Source organism: Mucilaginibacter sp. UR6-11, from assembly GCF_020880695.1.
Lineage (GTDB): Bacteria > Bacteroidota > Bacteroidia > Sphingobacteriales > Sphingobacteriaceae > Mucilaginibacter.
In genome coordinates, this window is the sequence record NZ_JAJIWO010000002.1 from 1 (window position 1) to 15,657 (window position 15,657).

Here is a 15,657-nt window from a genome sequence, read left to right on the forward strand (position 1 = left end):
CCCGTTAACTTTTATGCCCGAAGTAAGATTTGATAACGGTAAAAATGAAATCTTTACAGATAAAAATGGTGCGCCAACAAAATCAGCTTCTCAATTCCTGGTTGCTGCCGTTTACGCATTCTAATTAATTGAAGATAAGCATGCGCTTTATTACTAATTTGTTTGTTGATTAGTTAGTTAAACCGGCGCATGCAAAAGGGGATGTTTTGGCATCCCCTTTTATAGGTTAAAATTATGGCTGAGGAAAATAAAGAGCAATCGGTAGCGCATTTTTTGGAGCTGATAAAAAGCTCAAGGCGCGGTAAGTTCAAGATCTATATTGGCATGAGCGCCGGTGTAGGTAAAAGCTACCGTATGCTGCAGGAAGCCCATTCGCTGTTGCGCAACGGTATTGATATACAAATTGGATACATTGAAACCCATAACCGGGCAGAGACGCAGGCGCTGGTAAATGGCATACCTTTGATTCCGCGCCGTAAGATATTTTACAAGGGTAAAGAGCTGGAAGAAATGGATCTGAAAGCCATTCTTAACAGGCACCCCGAGGTTGTTATTGTTGATGAGCTGGCCCATAGTAATATTGAAGGCAGCAAAAACAGCAAGCGCTGGCAGGATGTGATGGATATTTTAGATGCCGGTATTAACGTAATATCAGCCGTAAACATACAACACCTGGAAAGCCTGAATGAAGAAATAGAAAAGATAACCGGCGTTGGCATTACCGAGCGCATACCCGATAAGGTGTTGGAGATGGCAGATGAAATCGTGAATATTGACCTTACTGCCGATGAGCTGATCGGCCGGCTTAAAGAAGGCAGGATTTATGACGAGTCGAAGATTGAAAGGGCTTTGCAAAATTTCTTCCGCAGCGAAAAGATCCTGCAATTAAGAGAGATCGCCCTAAAAGAAGTAGCACACCATTTGGAGCGTAAAATTGATACTGAAATACCTAAACAGGTTAAATTAAGGCCGGAAAAATTTCTGGCTTGCATATCATCAAATGCTGAAACTTCGAAGATCGTGATCAGGAAAACGGCAAGATTGGCCTCCTATTACCGGTCGCCGTGGATAGTATTATATGTACAAAGCAGCAGCGAAAGCCTGGACCGCATTAAACTGGATAAACAACGGCACCTTATCAATAACTTTAAGCTGGCTACCGAGCTGGGCGCCGAAGTACTAAAAGTGAAAAGCGACGAGATAACGAAGACTATTATGCAGGTAGCCACAGAACGCGAGATAACCACCATTTGCATCGGCAAACCACATTTAAACCTATTTCAGGTAATTTTAAAAACGCCCGTATTTAACGGCCTGCTTAAAAATATAGCAGCCGCAGAAATTGACTTAGTAATACTATCATGAAAGTAAAAAATAAACTCCGCTTAGGATTTGGCTTCTTATTTGTCATTGTCCTTTTTTTTGGTTTGATATCATTGTTTTATATCAATGAGATTTCAAACAGCGCCAAAGTAATTTTAAAAGATAATTATGAATCTTTAAATTTTACCAGGGATATGCGTACGATACTTGATAACGAGGACCTGCCGCTTAGACCTGAAGCGGCTAAACAGTTTAATATCCAGCTGGTAAAAGAAGAAAACAACATTACCGAAGCTGGTGAGCTGACGCAGGTAAAGGGTTTAAGAAATGCCTTTAACCAACTCCAAAATAAAGCCGCCGCAGTGCCCCAACTTAAATTAGCTGAACGTGATGCCCGGAAATATCTTCGCGCCATTGATATGGTTAATATGCGGGCCATTGTTATCAAGAATGACAAAGCGCATGAGTCGGTAAAAAATGCCAGTATCTTTTTGGGCCTTGCCGGTACATTTACCTTTTTGGTTTTATTCAGCTTCAGTATAAATTTCCCGGGCATTATTTCTGACCCGCTAAATTCTTTGCTGGACGGTATCCGCGAGATCGCCAGGAAAAATTACAGCCAGCGAATCCATTTTGATAAACATGATGAGTTTGCCGAGGTTGCCAACGCTTTTAACGACATGGCCGCCCGGCTGGACGACTGGGAAAATAGTAATCTCTCCAAGATCATGTCAGAAAAACTGCGTATTGAAACTATTATTGAGCAGATGCATGATGCCATCATCGGTATAAATGAAACCCGCGAAATTCTTTTCATAAACACCGCGGCTAAAAACATCCTCGGCTTAAAAGAAAACAAACCCGAGGGCAAATCTGTAAACGCAATTATTAAAGGTAATGATTTGCTTAAATCCATTGTCGAAGACGAAAAAACCGGGACACCCTTTAAAATATTTGCTGACGGAAAAGATTCTTATTTCCAACTGGAGACCCGCGAAATATCCATCCCCGACCTCTCGGCCGACCAGACAGCACCGGTTGTAAAAGCGCAAAAATCTGCCGGCAAAGTTTATATTCTTAAAAACATAACCGAATTTAAAGAACGCGATGAGGCTAAAAGTAACTTTATAGCAACTATATCCCACGAGTTAAAGACACCTATATCAGCCATAAAAATGAGCGCCAAATTACTGGCCGATAACCGGGTTGGTAATTTAAACCCCGAACAAAGTCAGTTGGTTGAACATATAAGCGGCGATGCCGAGCGCTTACTTAAAATAACGTATGAATTGCTTGACCTTTCGCAGGTTGAAACTGGCAACATCCAGCTTAATTTTGTGCCGGCCCGGCCCGAGAAAATTATTGAATACGCCGTTAAAGCAGTAAAGTTTGAGGCAGATCAAAAAGGGCTGATCATTGAGCAAAATATAGCGGGCAATATCCCCGAAATTAACGCTGATGTTGAAAAGACTGCCTGGGTAATGATAAACTTTTTATCGAACGCGTTACGTTACAGCCATAGCAAATCAAAGATCGTGGTTGATGTAAGTCTAAAAGGAAATAAGGTAGAGTTTTCTGTAAAAGATTTTGGTAAAGGTATTGATGCCCAATACCGCGAGCGGTTGTTTGACCGTTATTTCCAGGTACCGACTGACGGGCAGAACAAATCCGGATCGGGGTTGGGGCTGGCAATATCAAAAGAGTTTATTACGGCACAAGGGGGTGATATTGGCGTGGAAAGTGAAGTTGGGGTAGGTAGCAGATTTTACTTTCAGTTACCTACGCTGGCTGTCTAGTTTACAAATAAATTGAAATTTATGTTACTAACTGTTTTAGAGATTGCATTGCTGGTGGGGGCAATTATATTGCCCCTACGACCACGGAAAAGCAAGCAACGGGCGGGGGCGAAGCTAAAAATAGATACCGGCACGCATGATTCGACCTATGCCGTTAACAAAAACGGCAAGCTTGAAAAAATTGACAAGCATAGTTTGACTGATCATCGTTAATAGAAAGTAAACATACGCCATTGAAATTATCTATGGTCGCAACGGAAAACGATAATGATTTCATTTGCAATAGTTTTTGATCTTCTGTACACAACGATTCAGGTGGCCTGCAAAATTTTCGGACATATTGATATCATTATATCCCCAAAAACTCCTTTTTATATTCAGACGGCCGTTTTTGCATAATATCTCTAAACTGTTTGTTAAAGTTTGATAACGTTTTAAACCCCGACCTTTCAGATACAACCAGGATACTGAGGTCAGTTTCGGTGAGTAGTTTACAGGCGTGTTTAACTCTTAATTCACTGATGAATTTGGCAAATCCTTTATTGTTGGTTATGGTAAAATAACGGCTAAACGAGGTGGGAGTCATGCAAACTAACTCCGCCAGCTCGTTCAGATGTATCTTTTGGCGATAATTCTTCAATATATACTCGTACACGGCGCTCATCCGGTCAGTCTCATTCTTTTTAAAGGGTTCAATATATTCATTATGCGATATAAAGTGATACTCCCTGGTTGCGCTTAGCAACTGCAATATCATGAGTAAATGTATCACCGCCTCTAATCCGTTTAAATGCAATAATTCATGCATCAATTTAATTACTTTCAACTTTACACCGCCATAAAACTCTAACCCCCGTTGCGATTTTTTGAAAAGTTTATGCAATTGCACCAGTTCATCTTTACCCATCAGGTGTTCGCCCAACAGGCTCTCTTGCATATAGATCACTATACCCCTGACCTTTAACATATTGCTTTTTTCAAAATAAGCTTCATCGCTCCTCCACAAATGCGGCAGGTTTGAGCCTGTTAATATCAATTCATTTGGCTTAAAAGATTTGATGCTATCGCCGATAAACCGGGTACCCGTACCCTCTAACGGAACAAACAATTGATATTCTGAATGCGAATGCCAAACAGGGTCAAAATATTGATCCTCGAGGTACTTAATCATAAATATTTGTGAATCAGGAATAGAAGACTTATGTATGGCCGCTTTCATAGTTGATTATTTGCATCAAAAAATATAAAACTAAATATATTATGATAAAATACAGTCGGATTTAGACAAAAAAGAAAAGGGTTTGATTGCCATATTTGTTTTATACTAATTTCTGATTACGTATAAACCTATTTAGTCCCATTTTCATGAAGAAGTACTTAGTCCTGGCTGCGATTTGTTTGGCGGCTGTAATCAATTTTAAAGGCACCTTTATTAAAGGCGCCCCTCCGCACAGGTTAGAGATTTTGTTTCTAGGTCATACGGCTACGCACCACCTGTCTGATAAACTGGCAGAGATCGTCCAGCAATCCTTTTTTAAGGACGGCATCAATATTACCTACACAACCAACCCGGACGACCTGAATGAGGCCACGCTGTCAAAATATGACGGACTGATGCTTTATGCTAATTATGATACCATATCTAAATCGCAGGAGCAAGCTTTACTGCAATTTGTAAAAAGCGGAAAAGGTTTTATCCCGGTGCATTGCGCGTCATACTGTTTTCGCAACTCGGACGAGGTTGTTAAAATGATAGGCGGCCAGTTCAGTACCCATAAAACGGATACCTTTAAAATGGTCATCATAGACAAAAATCACCCGGTCATGAAAGGTGTAAATGCATTCACCACCTGGGACGAAACTTACGTACATACCAAGATTAATAAGAATATTCATGTTATAACCCAGCGGGTTGAAGGCGATCATCATGAGCCATATACCTGGACAAATACTTACGGCAAGGGCCGTGTTTTTTATACAGCCTATGGTCACGATGAGCATACCTGGAAAAACCCCGATTTTTTAAAAATGTTAGAAAATGGTGTTATTTGGGCAGTAGGCAAAAAAGCTGAAAAGCAATTGGATAAATTACCAAAGCCAGATCCGGCTTATACCGTTGCTGATATTCCAAATTATGAAAACCGCAACCCGGCACCTAAACTACAGGCACCGTTATCGCCTGCCGAATCGCAATTGTTAACGCAAATACCTGTTGGCTTTAAAATGCAGCTATTTGCCGCCGAGCCTGATATTGAAAAACCAATTGCCATGGCCTGGGACGAACGCGGCCGTTTATGGATCTTAGAAACTATTGATTACCCCAACACCGTCAGAGAAACCACCGGCGAGGGCAATGACAGGATAAAGATCTGCGAGGATACCGACGGTGACGGCAAGGCTGATAAGTTCACCATCTTTGCCGATAAACTAAATATCCCTACCAGTATAGTTTTTGCCCGTGGCGGTGTAATTGTAGCCCAGGCGCCCGACTTTTTATTTTTAAAGGATACCGATGGCGATGACAAAGCGGATATAAGAGAAAAACTGGTTTCGGGCTGGGGTAAGAGCGATACCCACGCAGGGCCATCAAATTTAAAATATGGCCTGGATAACAAGATTTGGGGAACAGTTGGCTATTCTGGTTTTGTGGGAACGGTTGGCGGCCGGAAATTTAATTTTAACCAGGCAGTTTACCGGTTTACGCCAGATGGTAAAAAACTTGAACATTTAGGATCAACCAGTAACAACACCTGGGGGCTTGGTTTTTCTGAGAATTTTGATGTGTTTATATCTACGGCAAATAACTCGCACAGTGATTACCTGGGGATACCGCTGCCTTACCTGCAAAGGCTGGCAATGCCGGGCATGGAGTCGGTTATGAAGATAGACGGGCATTACGGCATGCACGTGGTGACCAAAAATTTGCGACAGGTTGATGTGCACAATGGATTTACCGCCGCCGCAGGACATAATTTATATACCGCCCGTAATTTCCCTGAGGAATACTGGAACAAAATTGGCTTTGTAAACGAACCCACGGGCCGGGTTATACATCGCGCTGTATTAGAGTCCGATGGTTCAGGGTTTAAAGAAAAAGATGGCTGGAATTTTTTGGCCAGTGCTGACGAATGGATGGCGCCCGTACAATCAGAAGTTGGGCCGGATGGTGCACTTTGGGTAAGTGATTGGTATAACTTTATCATTCAGCATAACCCTACGCCAAAAGGCTTTCAAAACGGGAAAGGGAATGCTTATATCAATCCGCTTCGCGATCGTACGCATGGCCGTATCTATCGCATAATTTATGATGGCGCCAGGCCATCGCCAATAACCAAACTGGACAAAAACAATCCGGAACAGCTATTAGCCGGTTTGCAAAGCGATAATATGTTTTGGCGTACAACTGCCCAACGCCTGATAGTAGAAGGTGGCTATAAACAACTTGCTCCGCAACTTTTCGGATTGATTCGGAATCGGTCTGTTGATGCCGTTGGTATTAACGCTCCGGCTATACACGCTTTATGGACTTTAAATGGGTTAGGCCTATTAAACGGATCTGACGCGGAAGCATTAGCCGTTGCAGAAGACGCACTAACCCATCCATCTGCCGGGGTGCGCAAAGCCGCATTACAGGTTTTGCCGTTAACAGCAAGATCAATGGCGGCAATACAGAAAGCCGGGACATTAAATGACGTTAACTTAAATACAAGGTTAGCCGCATTTTTAACTATTGCAGACATGCCAGCGTCTGAACAAATGGGCGAGGTTTTGGCAGCAGCCCAAAAAATCCCGCAAAATGCTAACGATTACTGGCTAAGCCGCGCCATACCGATTGCTATGGCTGCACACGTAAAGGGTTTTGGCGATGAAACCAAAGCCGCCAACCTGGCTGCTATAGAAAATGCCAATTTATCACGGGCAAAAATTGACCAGGTGGTAAAGGTAAGTGTGGTGCAAAACGCCATGAAATATGATACCAAAACATTTACTGTAAAAGCAGGCAGCATGGTTGAAGTTGATTTTTATAACCCCGATTTTATGCAGCATAATTTCCTGATACTGCAAAAAGGCAGTTTAGAAAAAGTAGGCGCAGCGGCTGATAAACTGGCACAGGATCCAAAAGGTATTGAACAAAATTATGTCCCCAAAATATCGGAGGTCTTGTTTTCAACCAAACTGATTAACCCGCAGGAAACATTTAAGCTGAAGTTTAGGGTACCTGCCGATGCCGGCGATTATCCATTCATCTGTTCATTTCCAGGACATTGGCGCATTATGAATGGTATAATGAAAGTTGTTAAATAACCTTTAAATACAAATCAAACTATGGCCGCTCAACAAAAAAGCAGGAGTATTGATAACGCATCAGTGCCTGACATGAAGTTGTTTTATGCATGCTTTATAGCATTGGTTACCACCGCCTTTGGCTTTATTTTACGGGCATTAATATTACCGCAATGGGGCCATGATTTTAATTTAACCCAAACCCAGCTTGGCGAAATTGCCGGCGTGGGCTTATGGCCCTTCGCAATTAGCATCGTGCTTTTTAGCCTGGTTATTGATAAAATAGGTTATAAAACAGCCATGATATTTGCGGTGATATGCCATATTTCGTCGGCTATACTTACCATTTTTGCCAGCGGCTACTGGATGCTTTATATAGGCTCTTTTATCTGTGCAATTGGTAATGGCACCGTAGAGGCGGTGGCAAACCCGGTTGTTGCTACCATGTTCCCCAAGCAAAAAACCAAATGGTTAAGTATGCTGCATGCCGGTTGGGCAGGTGGCTTGGTTTTGGGCGGCATTATGGCATTACTGTTAGGCGTTAATACCCGTTGGGAATATAAAATCGCTTTAATACTGATACCCACCCTGACCTATGCAATCATGATGATCTCCAGAAAGTTTCCGCTGAACGAGCGGGTGCAGGCCGGTGTATCCTATAAAGAAATGCTGCAGGAGGTTGGCGCGGGCGGCGCGCTTATTATTGTGGCGCTAATTATATTCCAGTTAGGTGCGGTATTTGGCTGGTCAACCACAACCAATGTCATTATCACTTTGCTGATAACCGCAGGCTTTGGCTACTACACCCGGAGTTTCGGCCAACCGTTATTTATTGTTTTACTGTTGATCATGATCCCGCTGGCGACTACCGAGCTGGGTACCGACAGCTGGATAACCGACCTGATGACCCCCGAAATGAATAAAATAGGTTTCCAGGCCGGTTGGGTATTGGTTTATACATCGGCTATAATGTTCATTCTGCGCTTTTTCGCCGGACCCATATCACATAAATTTTCATCGCCGGGGTTATTAGCTATATGTTCGGCTATTGCCGGTGTCGGCTTGTATATCATGTCATTTTCTGCCGGTACAATGATCTTGGTCGCTGCCACTATTTATGGTTTAGGCAAGTCGTTTTTTTGGCCCACCATGCTTGCTATGGTGTCAGAACGTTTTCCAAAAGGCGGCGCTTTAACCTTAAACATCACGGGTGGTTTGGGCATGATAGCTGCCGGGGTTATCGGCGCAGGCATACTAGGTTTTATACAGGATAAGTCAGTAGATAAAAAGATAAGCTATTATGATACCGCCAATCATACCAATATCCACAACACTTATATAACCGAACAAAAGACCAGCTTTTTTGGTGACTATAAAGCCCTGGACCAAACCAGGCTGGCCAAAGCCGACGCTAACCAACAATTAACCGTTACCACTATCCGCGACGCGGCAAAAAAAGAAGCCTTGCGTTATATTGTTATTTTCCCATTGATCATGCTTATTAGTTTTTTACTGCTGATAGTCTATTTCAGATCAAAGGGCGGTTACAAAGTTGTGTTATTGCACAAACCCAACGAGCCGGAATCTACACCTTATTAACAGAAAGATATGCCATTACAAATAAAATTCGGTGTAAGTACCTGGCTGTTTACTTCGCCATTTCAAACATCATCAATAGAAGAGCTGTTTCCCAAAATCGCCGAGATGGGTTTTGATACGGTTGAAATCGCTATAGAAGATCCCGCGCTGATAGATGGTAATGCAGTTAAAAATGCGTTGAATAAATACAACCTTAAAGCTGTCGTATGCGGCGCGTTTGGCCCTACCCGCGATCTGACCAATGAGGATTCCGCCATACATGAGATCTGCTTTAAATACATTGCAGATTGCCTTGATTTATGTGCTTTATGGGATACCAAATTTTTTGCCGGGCCAATGTATTCGGCGGTAGGTAAGGCGCGGATGCTACCGCCGGAGCAACGCAAAGCCGAATGGGACCTTGCCGTTAAAAACCTGCGCAAGGTTTGCGACATGGCACAGGTCCGGGGATTAGAAATAGCTCTTGAGCCCCTGAACCGTTTTGAATCTGACCTGGTAAATACCGCCTGGGATGTAATGCGTTTGGTGGATGAAATTGATCATCCGGCTGCTAAGGTGATCCTTGATAGCTTCCACATGAATATCGAAGAACCCAATATTGAAGAAGCCATAAAACTTGTGGGCCATAAACTGATACATATACAGGTGGCCGAAAATTATAGAGGAACGCCTGGTAGCGGCCAAACCAACTGGGCCGCTTACCGCCGCGGATTGGAAACTATTAACTATAAAGGAACAGTATCAATAGAGAGCTTTACACCCGATAACAAGGAACTGGCACAGGCGGTTTGTATTTGGCATCCGCTGGCGCTAAGCCAGGATAAATTCGCATCAGAAGGGTTGGCATTTTTAAAACAATGGGCACAGTAGCCCGCAAAATATCTAACAAAGCTATTACGAATATGGAAAATAAAAAAATTAACGTAGCCATTGTTGGCTTAGGTTTCGGGGCAGAATTCATCCCCATTTATCAACATCATCCAAATGCCAATATGTACGCCATCTGTCAGCGGGATCATACCAAGCTGCACCAGGTGGGCGATGCCTTTGGAGTTGAAAAGCGTTATACCGATTATGAAGAGTTATTGCGCGACCCGGAGGTTGACGCCGTACATATTAATACACCTATTCAAAACCATGCCGAGCAATCAATAAAAGCATTACGCGCAGGTAAACATGTAGCTTGTACTGTACCAATGGCCACAACAGTGGAAGAATGCCGCATGATAGTTGAAGCTGTACAAGAAACCGGCCTCACTTATATGATGATGGAAACGGTAATTTATAGCCGCGAGTTTTTATTTGTAAAAGAGCTTTATGAAAATGGCGATTTGGGCAGGTTGCAATTCCTTCGTGCATCGCATCAGCAGGAAATGGCCGGCTGGCCGGGCTATTGGGAAGGCTTACCCCCCATGCATTACGCTACTCATTGCGTGGGGCCTGTTTTGGCTTTGGCTAAAGCTGATGCCGAATATGTTTCGTGCTTTGGTTCTGGTCGTATTGATGAAAATCTGATCAGCAAATACGGCTCGCCTTTCGCAATAGAAAGCTGCCATATTAAGTTTAAAGATTCTGACCTGGCTGCCGAAGTTACGCGATCATTATTCAACACCGCCAGGCAATACCGCGAAAGTTTTGATGTATATGGTTCAAAGAAAACATTTGAGTGGACTTTGGTAGAGCATGAGCCTTCTGTTATTCATACCGGCGAAACCCCTGAAAAAGTAACCATACCTGATTATGCACACCTGCTGCCTAAAGAAATACAAGCCTTTACTACCGGCGGGGTTTACGACGCTAACAGCAACCAACACTTATCCTTTATACAGGGATCGGGTCATGGGGGCTCGCATCCGCACCTGGTAAATGAATTTGTATCGGCACTGGTTAGTGGCCGCCAGCCATTCCCCAATGCACGGCAATCGGCCAATATCACCTGTGTGGGTATCTTGGCGCATGAATCTGCAATGGATGGCGGCAAAAAAATAAATCTGCCTGATTTTACGTTGGCAGATTAGCATCATGAAAAGAAGAACTTTAATAAAAGGACTGGCAACCGGATTGTCATCCTTGTATTTTTCAAAAAGTTATGCTGGCAGGTTATTAAAAGCGCCCTACGCCCCTGGGCCGTTCAAACCTACCTGGGATTCATTAACCCAATACCAGGTGCCTGAGTGGTTTCGCGACGCCAAGTTTGGCATGTGGGCCCATTGGGGGCCACAATGCCAGCCTGAATATGGCGACTGGTACGCGCGCGGCATGTATCAGGAAGGCAGCCCGCAATATAAATATCATGTTCAAAAATATGGGCACCCGTCAAAGTTTGGGTTTAAGGACATCATTCATGAGTGGAAGGCAGAGAATTGGGACCCCGAAGAATTGATTGGTCTTTATAAAAAAGCCGGTGCCAAATATTTTATGGCGCTGGCAAATCACCATGATAATTTCGACCTGTATAACAGCAAGTACCAGCAATGGAACTCAACACGCATTGGCCCCGGAAAGGACCTGGTTGGCGGTTGGGCAAAAGCAGCCCGGCATCTTAATTTGCGATTTGGCGTAAGCGTACATGCGGCCCATGCCTGGAGTTGGATGGAGACAGCCCAGCGTTCAGATAAAAACGGCCCTTTGGCAGGAATTCCATACGATGGTAAAATCACAAAAGCCGATGGAGCCGGTAAATGGTGGAATGGCGAGGATCCACAGGAATTATACGCGCAAAACCATCCGCTTAGCGAAGGGAGCTTAAATGATGGTATGATCCATCGCCAATGGAACTGGGGTAATGGTGTAACACCACCATCAAAAGCCTATTGCGAAAAGTTTTATAACCGCACCATCGATTTGATTGATAAGTATGGGCCGGATGTGGTTTACTTTGATGATACCGCCTTACCGCTTTGGCCTGCAAGCGATGCGGGCTTACGCATAGCCGCCCACCTGTACAACGCCAGTATTAAAAAGCACGGTAAGCTGGATGCTGTTATTTTTGGTAAGATACTGGATGAGCAACAGCGTAAATGTATGGTATGGGATATTGAGCGCGGTCAAAGCAATCAAATTGAGGCACAGCCCTGGCAAACTGATACCTGCATTGGGGGCTGGCATTATGATCGCCGTATTTATGACCGTAACGAATATAAAAGCGCCAAAACAGTTATACATACATTGATAGATGTGGTAAGTAAAAACGGCAACCTGATGCTGAATATCCCCGTACGCGGTGACGGGACGATTGATGATAAAGAACGAGCCGTAGTTGAAGAAATTACTGCATGGATGCAGGTTAACAGTGAAAGCATTTATGGTACCCGTCCATGGAAAACATTTGGCGAAGGGCCGGCGATAGAATCTGCCGCCCCATTAAGTGCACAGGGATTCAACGAGGGCAAGGGCAGACCGTTTGGTGCAGAAGATATCCGCTTCGTTGCCAAAGGCAAAACACTTTACGCCACCCTACTGGGCTGGCCCTCAACCGGAAACGTATTAATCAAAACAATTAAAGACAAGATAAAAAAAGTTGACTTGTTGGGACATCCGGAAAATTTGACATTTGAGCAAACCACCGCCGGATTAAAAGTAAATTTACCGGAACAGGCAACCGGCAAAAACGCTTTTGTTTTGAAAATAGAATGACCACAAGAGGTAAAATTGGGCATGATAAGGTTGAGATGAAAGCACACAATCTAATTGATAACAGGTAATGAAAATGGGCACCATGAAAGTCTTGGTTTGTGATAAACCGGGCGAACTGCTTTATACAACCAGGCCAATCCCGCAACCTGAGAAAGGTTATACCTTACTTAAAATAAAACGCATAGGTATTTGCGGCACCGACCTCCATGCTTTTGAAGGCTCACAACCTTATTTTAATTACCCCCGGGTATTAGGGCATGAGTTAGCTGCCGAGGTGGTAAGCAGTGCTGAAGGCGAATTTAAGCCGGGGGATTTAGTAACCCTTATCCCTTATGTTAATTGCCAAACGTGTTTTGCCTGCCGTTTGGGCAAAACAAACTGTTGTACCGGTATACAGGTATTAGGTGTTCATGCGGATGGCGGTATGGCAGAATATATGCAAGTACCCACCCGGCTGGTGTTAGCCGCCGATGGTTTAAGCCCGGACGAACTGGCATTGGTTGAGCCACTGGCTATTGGTGCACATGGCGTTCGCCGTGCTGCTGTAGTAAAGGGCGAGTATGTATTAGTAATAGGCGCCGGTCCGATTGGGTTAGGCACAATGGAGTTTGCAAAGATTGCAGGAGGCAAAGTAATAGCCCTTGATATTAACCCCCAACGCTTGGTTTTCTGTAAAGAAAAATTAAAGGTTGACCATATTATCAACGCCCTGACAGAGGACGTAACAGCACGTTTGTATGAAATTACCGGCGGAGATATGCCTGCCGTTATTATAGATGCCACAGGCAGTCAAAAGGCTATTAATAACGCGTTTCACTATATGACACATGGAGCAAGGTTTATTTTGATCGGCCTGCAAAAAGGCGAGATCAGTTTCAGTCACCCCGAGTTTCATAAGAGGGAAGCTACGTTAATGAGTAGCCGTAACGCCACCCGGGAAGATTTCGACCAGGTAATATCGGCAATAAAAAACAAATTGATCGAACCGGCCAACTACATTACACATCGTGTAAAATTTGATAATGTAGCCCACAATTTTTCAAGCTGGTTAGATCCTGACAACGGCGTTATTAAAGCTATGGTTGAGGTTGACTAAGATCAATTCGATATCTTTATATGGACTAAGGAAATCGATAATTCGATCTGATATATAATTATTTGATTAATATACTTCAAGCCTTGAGCAATGGGTTTTAGTTGTAGTTTAAACGGCGACACCCTGCTGAAGGTTGGCACTTTTCCTCACTACTTACGAAGCGGATAGGCTGTTTCGTGCTTAGCTTCCGACATCACAAAAAAACTCTGCATCATACCTACATCCGGCAGTTTGGACAGCTTGTTCATCACCAGCTGGTTATATTCGTCCATGTCCGAAATCGCGATCCGCAGCAAAAAGTCAAAGGCTCCCGTCATATGGTAACATTCCATAACTTCGGGAAGTTTGACCACCTCGTCCTGGAAAGCCAGCAAACTTTGCTGTGAATGCTGCTTCAATTGCACCTGTGTATAGGCAATCAGCCCACGGCCGATCATTTTCGGATCGAGGATGGCAGCGTAACGTTTGATATAGCCCTCTTCTTGCAGCCGCTTGACACGGGCATGTATAGGAGTAATCGTTTTGTGCAGCCGTTCGCCGATCTCTTTATGGCTCAGGCGCGCATCTTCCTGCAACAGGCGCAGGATACCGATATCAGTCGGGTCAAGTTCGTGCAGATTCATAAGCTATAATCATTAAAAGTAAGTTCGCCGGCTGCCGCCATAAAAGCCTCGGCACGCCGGACCATAGCATCAGAGCCGATAAAAACCGGCGAGCGCTGATGCAGTTCGGTGACCTCCAGGTCCAGGATCCGGTCGCTTCCGTTAGTCGCCCGCCCGCCCGCCTGTTCAATCACAAAGGCCATCGGGTTACATTCGTAAACCAGCCGTAGTTTACCATTAGGCGCCGAAGCCGTTACCGGATAAATAAAGATCCCGCCCTTGATCAGGTTGCGGTGCAGGTCCGCCACCATCGAGCCGATATAACGCGAAGTATAGGGCCGGCCGGTAGCCTGGTCCTCTACCTGGCAATACTTAATATACTGCTTTACGCCGGTAGGGAAATGCACATAATTGCCCTCGTTGACCGAATAGATCGTGCCGGTCCGTGGCATTTGCAGGTTAGGGTGCGAGAGACAGAACTCGCCGATCGACGGGTCCAGCGTAAAACCGTTTACGCCTTTACCCGTTGTATAAACCAGCATTGTCGATGAACCATAGATCACATAACCCGCTGCCACCTGTTCGCTGCCTTTTTGCAGCACATCACTCAACCCACAATCGCTGGCCGAAACCCGCCGGTAGATCGAAAAGATCGTTCCCACAGCCACATTAACATCAATATTGGATGAGCCGTCCAGTGGGTCGATGGCAACGATATATTTTGCCTGGTCAGACAGCGGCACAATGTCCTCGTTTTCTTCCGAGGCCACGATGCAGCATTCCCCGCCGCAGCGCAGCGCGGCTATAAACTGCTCGTTGGCATAAACATCCAGTTTTTGCTGGCTTTCGCCCTGGATATTGGTGCTGCCCGCCTGGCCGAGAATATCCATCAAGCCAGCTTTGTTGACCTCGCGGTTAACGATCTTGGCCGCGATGCCGATATCGCGCAGCAGCCGCGAAAGCTCGCCTTTGGCAAAAGGAAAATCCGCCTGTTTTTCAATAATAAACTGCCCCAAGGTCTTAAATTTCAGCATAGCTTAGTGTAAAAAATACATGACCGGCATGTTCCGACTAATGGCACGAAAGTAAAAATAAATTGCTGATAACCACAAATAAAGCCATTAATCTAACTAAAATTCAACCCTAAAATCAGACACTTAGTGTATTGAACTTTAAAAATAACGCGCCTAAATTTAAAAAAAAGACCAAAATGAGCCCTCAAAAAGTCATCACGACCAAAAAAAACCACTTTTTTAGGCATTGTTTCCAAAGTTCAGGCAGGTTGTGGTACATATGACCAAAACCCTCAAACTTTACGCTG

Annotated in this window: 12 protein-coding genes; 9 read left to right on the plus strand and 3 right to left on the minus strand. The window is 44.2% G+C overall.

The genetic code is table 11. From position 1 onward, the window contains the following. The first annotated feature begins 234 nt into the window (after positions 1-234). Genes LJ658_RS05420 through LJ658_RS05430 form a run of 3 tightly spaced genes read left to right on the plus strand, consistent with a single transcriptional unit; the run spans position 235 to position 3,332 of the window. Complete coding sequence (locus LJ658_RS05420) at positions 235-1,365, plus strand: sensor protein KdpD (RefSeq protein WP_230545458.1); 1,131 nt, start codon at positions 235-237, stop codon at positions 1,363-1,365. After that, positions 1,362-3,119, plus strand: a complete 1,758-nt coding sequence (locus tag LJ658_RS05425) for an ATP-binding protein (RefSeq protein ID WP_230545459.1) — start codon at positions 1,362-1,364, stop codon at positions 3,117-3,119. Before LJ658_RS05420 ends, LJ658_RS05425 begins: the two co-directional genes overlap by 4 nt. A 21-nt stretch (positions 3,120-3,140) precedes the next feature. Then, a complete protein-coding gene (locus LJ658_RS05430; RefSeq protein ID WP_230545460.1) occupies positions 3,141-3,332 on the plus strand; it encodes a hypothetical protein in 192 nt (63 codons plus the stop codon). A 136-nt stretch (positions 3,333-3,468) separates the two neighbouring features. Here LJ658_RS05430 and LJ658_RS05435 read toward each other — a convergent pair whose 3' ends face one another. Then, complete coding sequence (locus LJ658_RS05435; RefSeq protein WP_230545461.1) at positions 3,469-4,290, minus strand: AraC family transcriptional regulator; 822 nt, start codon at positions 4,288-4,290, stop codon at positions 3,469-3,471. 194 nt (positions 4,291-4,484) lie between these two features. Between LJ658_RS05435 and LJ658_RS05440 the strand changes: the two genes are divergently transcribed. The 6 genes from LJ658_RS05440 to LJ658_RS05465 all read left to right on the plus strand — a co-directional run bounded on the left by LJ658_RS05440 (position 4,485) and on the right by LJ658_RS05465 (position 13,734). Next, complete coding sequence (locus LJ658_RS05440) at positions 4,485-7,424, plus strand: PVC-type heme-binding CxxCH protein (protein WP_230545462.1); 2,940 nt, start codon at positions 4,485-4,487, stop codon at positions 7,422-7,424. Between the two features lie 21 nt (positions 7,425-7,445). Beyond that, positions 7,446-9,002, plus strand: a complete 1,557-nt coding sequence (locus tag LJ658_RS05445) for a sugar MFS transporter (protein ID WP_230545463.1) — start codon at positions 7,446-7,448, stop codon at positions 9,000-9,002. A gap of 9 nt (positions 9,003-9,011) precedes the next feature. Next, positions 9,012-9,872: a sugar phosphate isomerase/epimerase gene (locus tag LJ658_RS05450; RefSeq protein ID WP_230545464.1), complete on the plus strand. Its 861-nt coding sequence runs from the start codon at positions 9,012-9,014 to the stop codon at positions 9,870-9,872. Positions 9,873-9,904: 32 nt separating this feature from the next. Then, positions 9,905-11,020: a Gfo/Idh/MocA family protein gene (locus LJ658_RS05455; RefSeq protein ID WP_230545465.1), complete on the plus strand. Its 1,116-nt coding sequence runs from the start codon at positions 9,905-9,907 to the stop codon at positions 11,018-11,020. A gap of 4 nt (positions 11,021-11,024) precedes the next feature. Next, positions 11,025-12,638 carry an alpha-L-fucosidase gene (locus tag LJ658_RS05460; RefSeq protein ID WP_230545466.1) on the plus strand — a complete coding sequence of 538 codons (1,614 nt, stop codon included), beginning with the start codon at positions 11,025-11,027 and terminating at the stop codon, positions 12,636-12,638. Between the two features lie 82 nt (positions 12,639-12,720). Further along, positions 12,721-13,734, plus strand: a complete 1,014-nt coding sequence (locus LJ658_RS05465) for a zinc-binding alcohol dehydrogenase family protein (RefSeq protein WP_230545467.1) — start codon at positions 12,721-12,723, stop codon at positions 13,732-13,734. Between the two features lie 149 nt (positions 13,735-13,883). Here the strand turns inward: LJ658_RS05465 and LJ658_RS05470 are convergent, their stop codons facing one another. Together LJ658_RS05470 and fbp are read right to left on the minus strand one after the other, a co-directional pair. Next, on the minus strand, positions 13,884-14,357 hold the full coding sequence (locus LJ658_RS05470) for an Lrp/AsnC family transcriptional regulator (protein ID WP_230545468.1): 474 nt from the start codon (positions 14,355-14,357) through the stop codon (positions 13,884-13,886). Then, positions 14,354-15,370: a class 1 fructose-bisphosphatase gene (gene fbp, locus LJ658_RS05475; protein WP_230545469.1), complete on the minus strand. Its 1,017-nt coding sequence runs from the start codon at positions 15,368-15,370 to the stop codon at positions 14,354-14,356. The genes LJ658_RS05470 and fbp overlap by 4 nt, the downstream gene beginning before the upstream one ends. Between the last annotated feature and the right edge of the window lie 287 nt (positions 15,371-15,657).

What these genes read in the sequence shown, in the direction of transcription:
- LJ658_RS05465 (WP_230545467.1), top strand. Translation starts at nt 12,721, where the DNA reads ATGAAAGTCTTGGTTTGTGATAAACCGGGCGAACTGCTTTATACAACC.
- LJ658_RS05420 (WP_230545458.1), top strand. Translation starts at nt 235, where the DNA reads ATGGCTGAGGAAAATAAAGAGCAATCGGTAGCGCATTTTTTGGAGCTG.
- LJ658_RS05445 (WP_230545463.1), top strand. Translation starts at nt 7,446, where the DNA reads ATGGCCGCTCAACAAAAAAGCAGGAGTATTGATAACGCATCAGTGCCT.
- LJ658_RS05450 (WP_230545464.1), top strand. Translation starts at nt 9,012, where the DNA reads ATGCCATTACAAATAAAATTCGGTGTAAGTACCTGGCTGTTTACTTCG.
- LJ658_RS05470 (WP_230545468.1), bottom strand. Translation starts at nt 14,357, where the DNA reads ATGAATCTGCACGAACTTGACCCGACTGATATCGGTATCCTGCGCCTG.
- LJ658_RS05435 (WP_230545461.1), bottom strand. Translation starts at nt 4,290, where the DNA reads ATGATTAAGTACCTCGAGGATCAATATTTTGACCCTGTTTGGCATTCG.
- LJ658_RS05460 (WP_230545466.1), top strand. Translation starts at nt 11,025, where the DNA reads ATGAAAAGAAGAACTTTAATAAAAGGACTGGCAACCGGATTGTCATCC.
- LJ658_RS05455 (WP_230545465.1), top strand. Translation starts at nt 9,905, where the DNA reads ATGGAAAATAAAAAAATTAACGTAGCCATTGTTGGCTTAGGTTTCGGG.
- LJ658_RS05440 (WP_230545462.1), top strand. Translation starts at nt 4,485, where the DNA reads ATGAAGAAGTACTTAGTCCTGGCTGCGATTTGTTTGGCGGCTGTAATC.
- LJ658_RS05430 (WP_230545460.1), top strand. Translation starts at nt 3,141, where the DNA reads ATGTTACTAACTGTTTTAGAGATTGCATTGCTGGTGGGGGCAATTATA.
- LJ658_RS05425 (WP_230545459.1), top strand. Translation starts at nt 1,362, where the DNA reads ATGAAAGTAAAAAATAAACTCCGCTTAGGATTTGGCTTCTTATTTGTC.
- fbp (WP_230545469.1), bottom strand. Translation starts at nt 15,370, where the DNA reads ATGCTGAAATTTAAGACCTTGGGGCAGTTTATTATTGAAAAACAGGCG.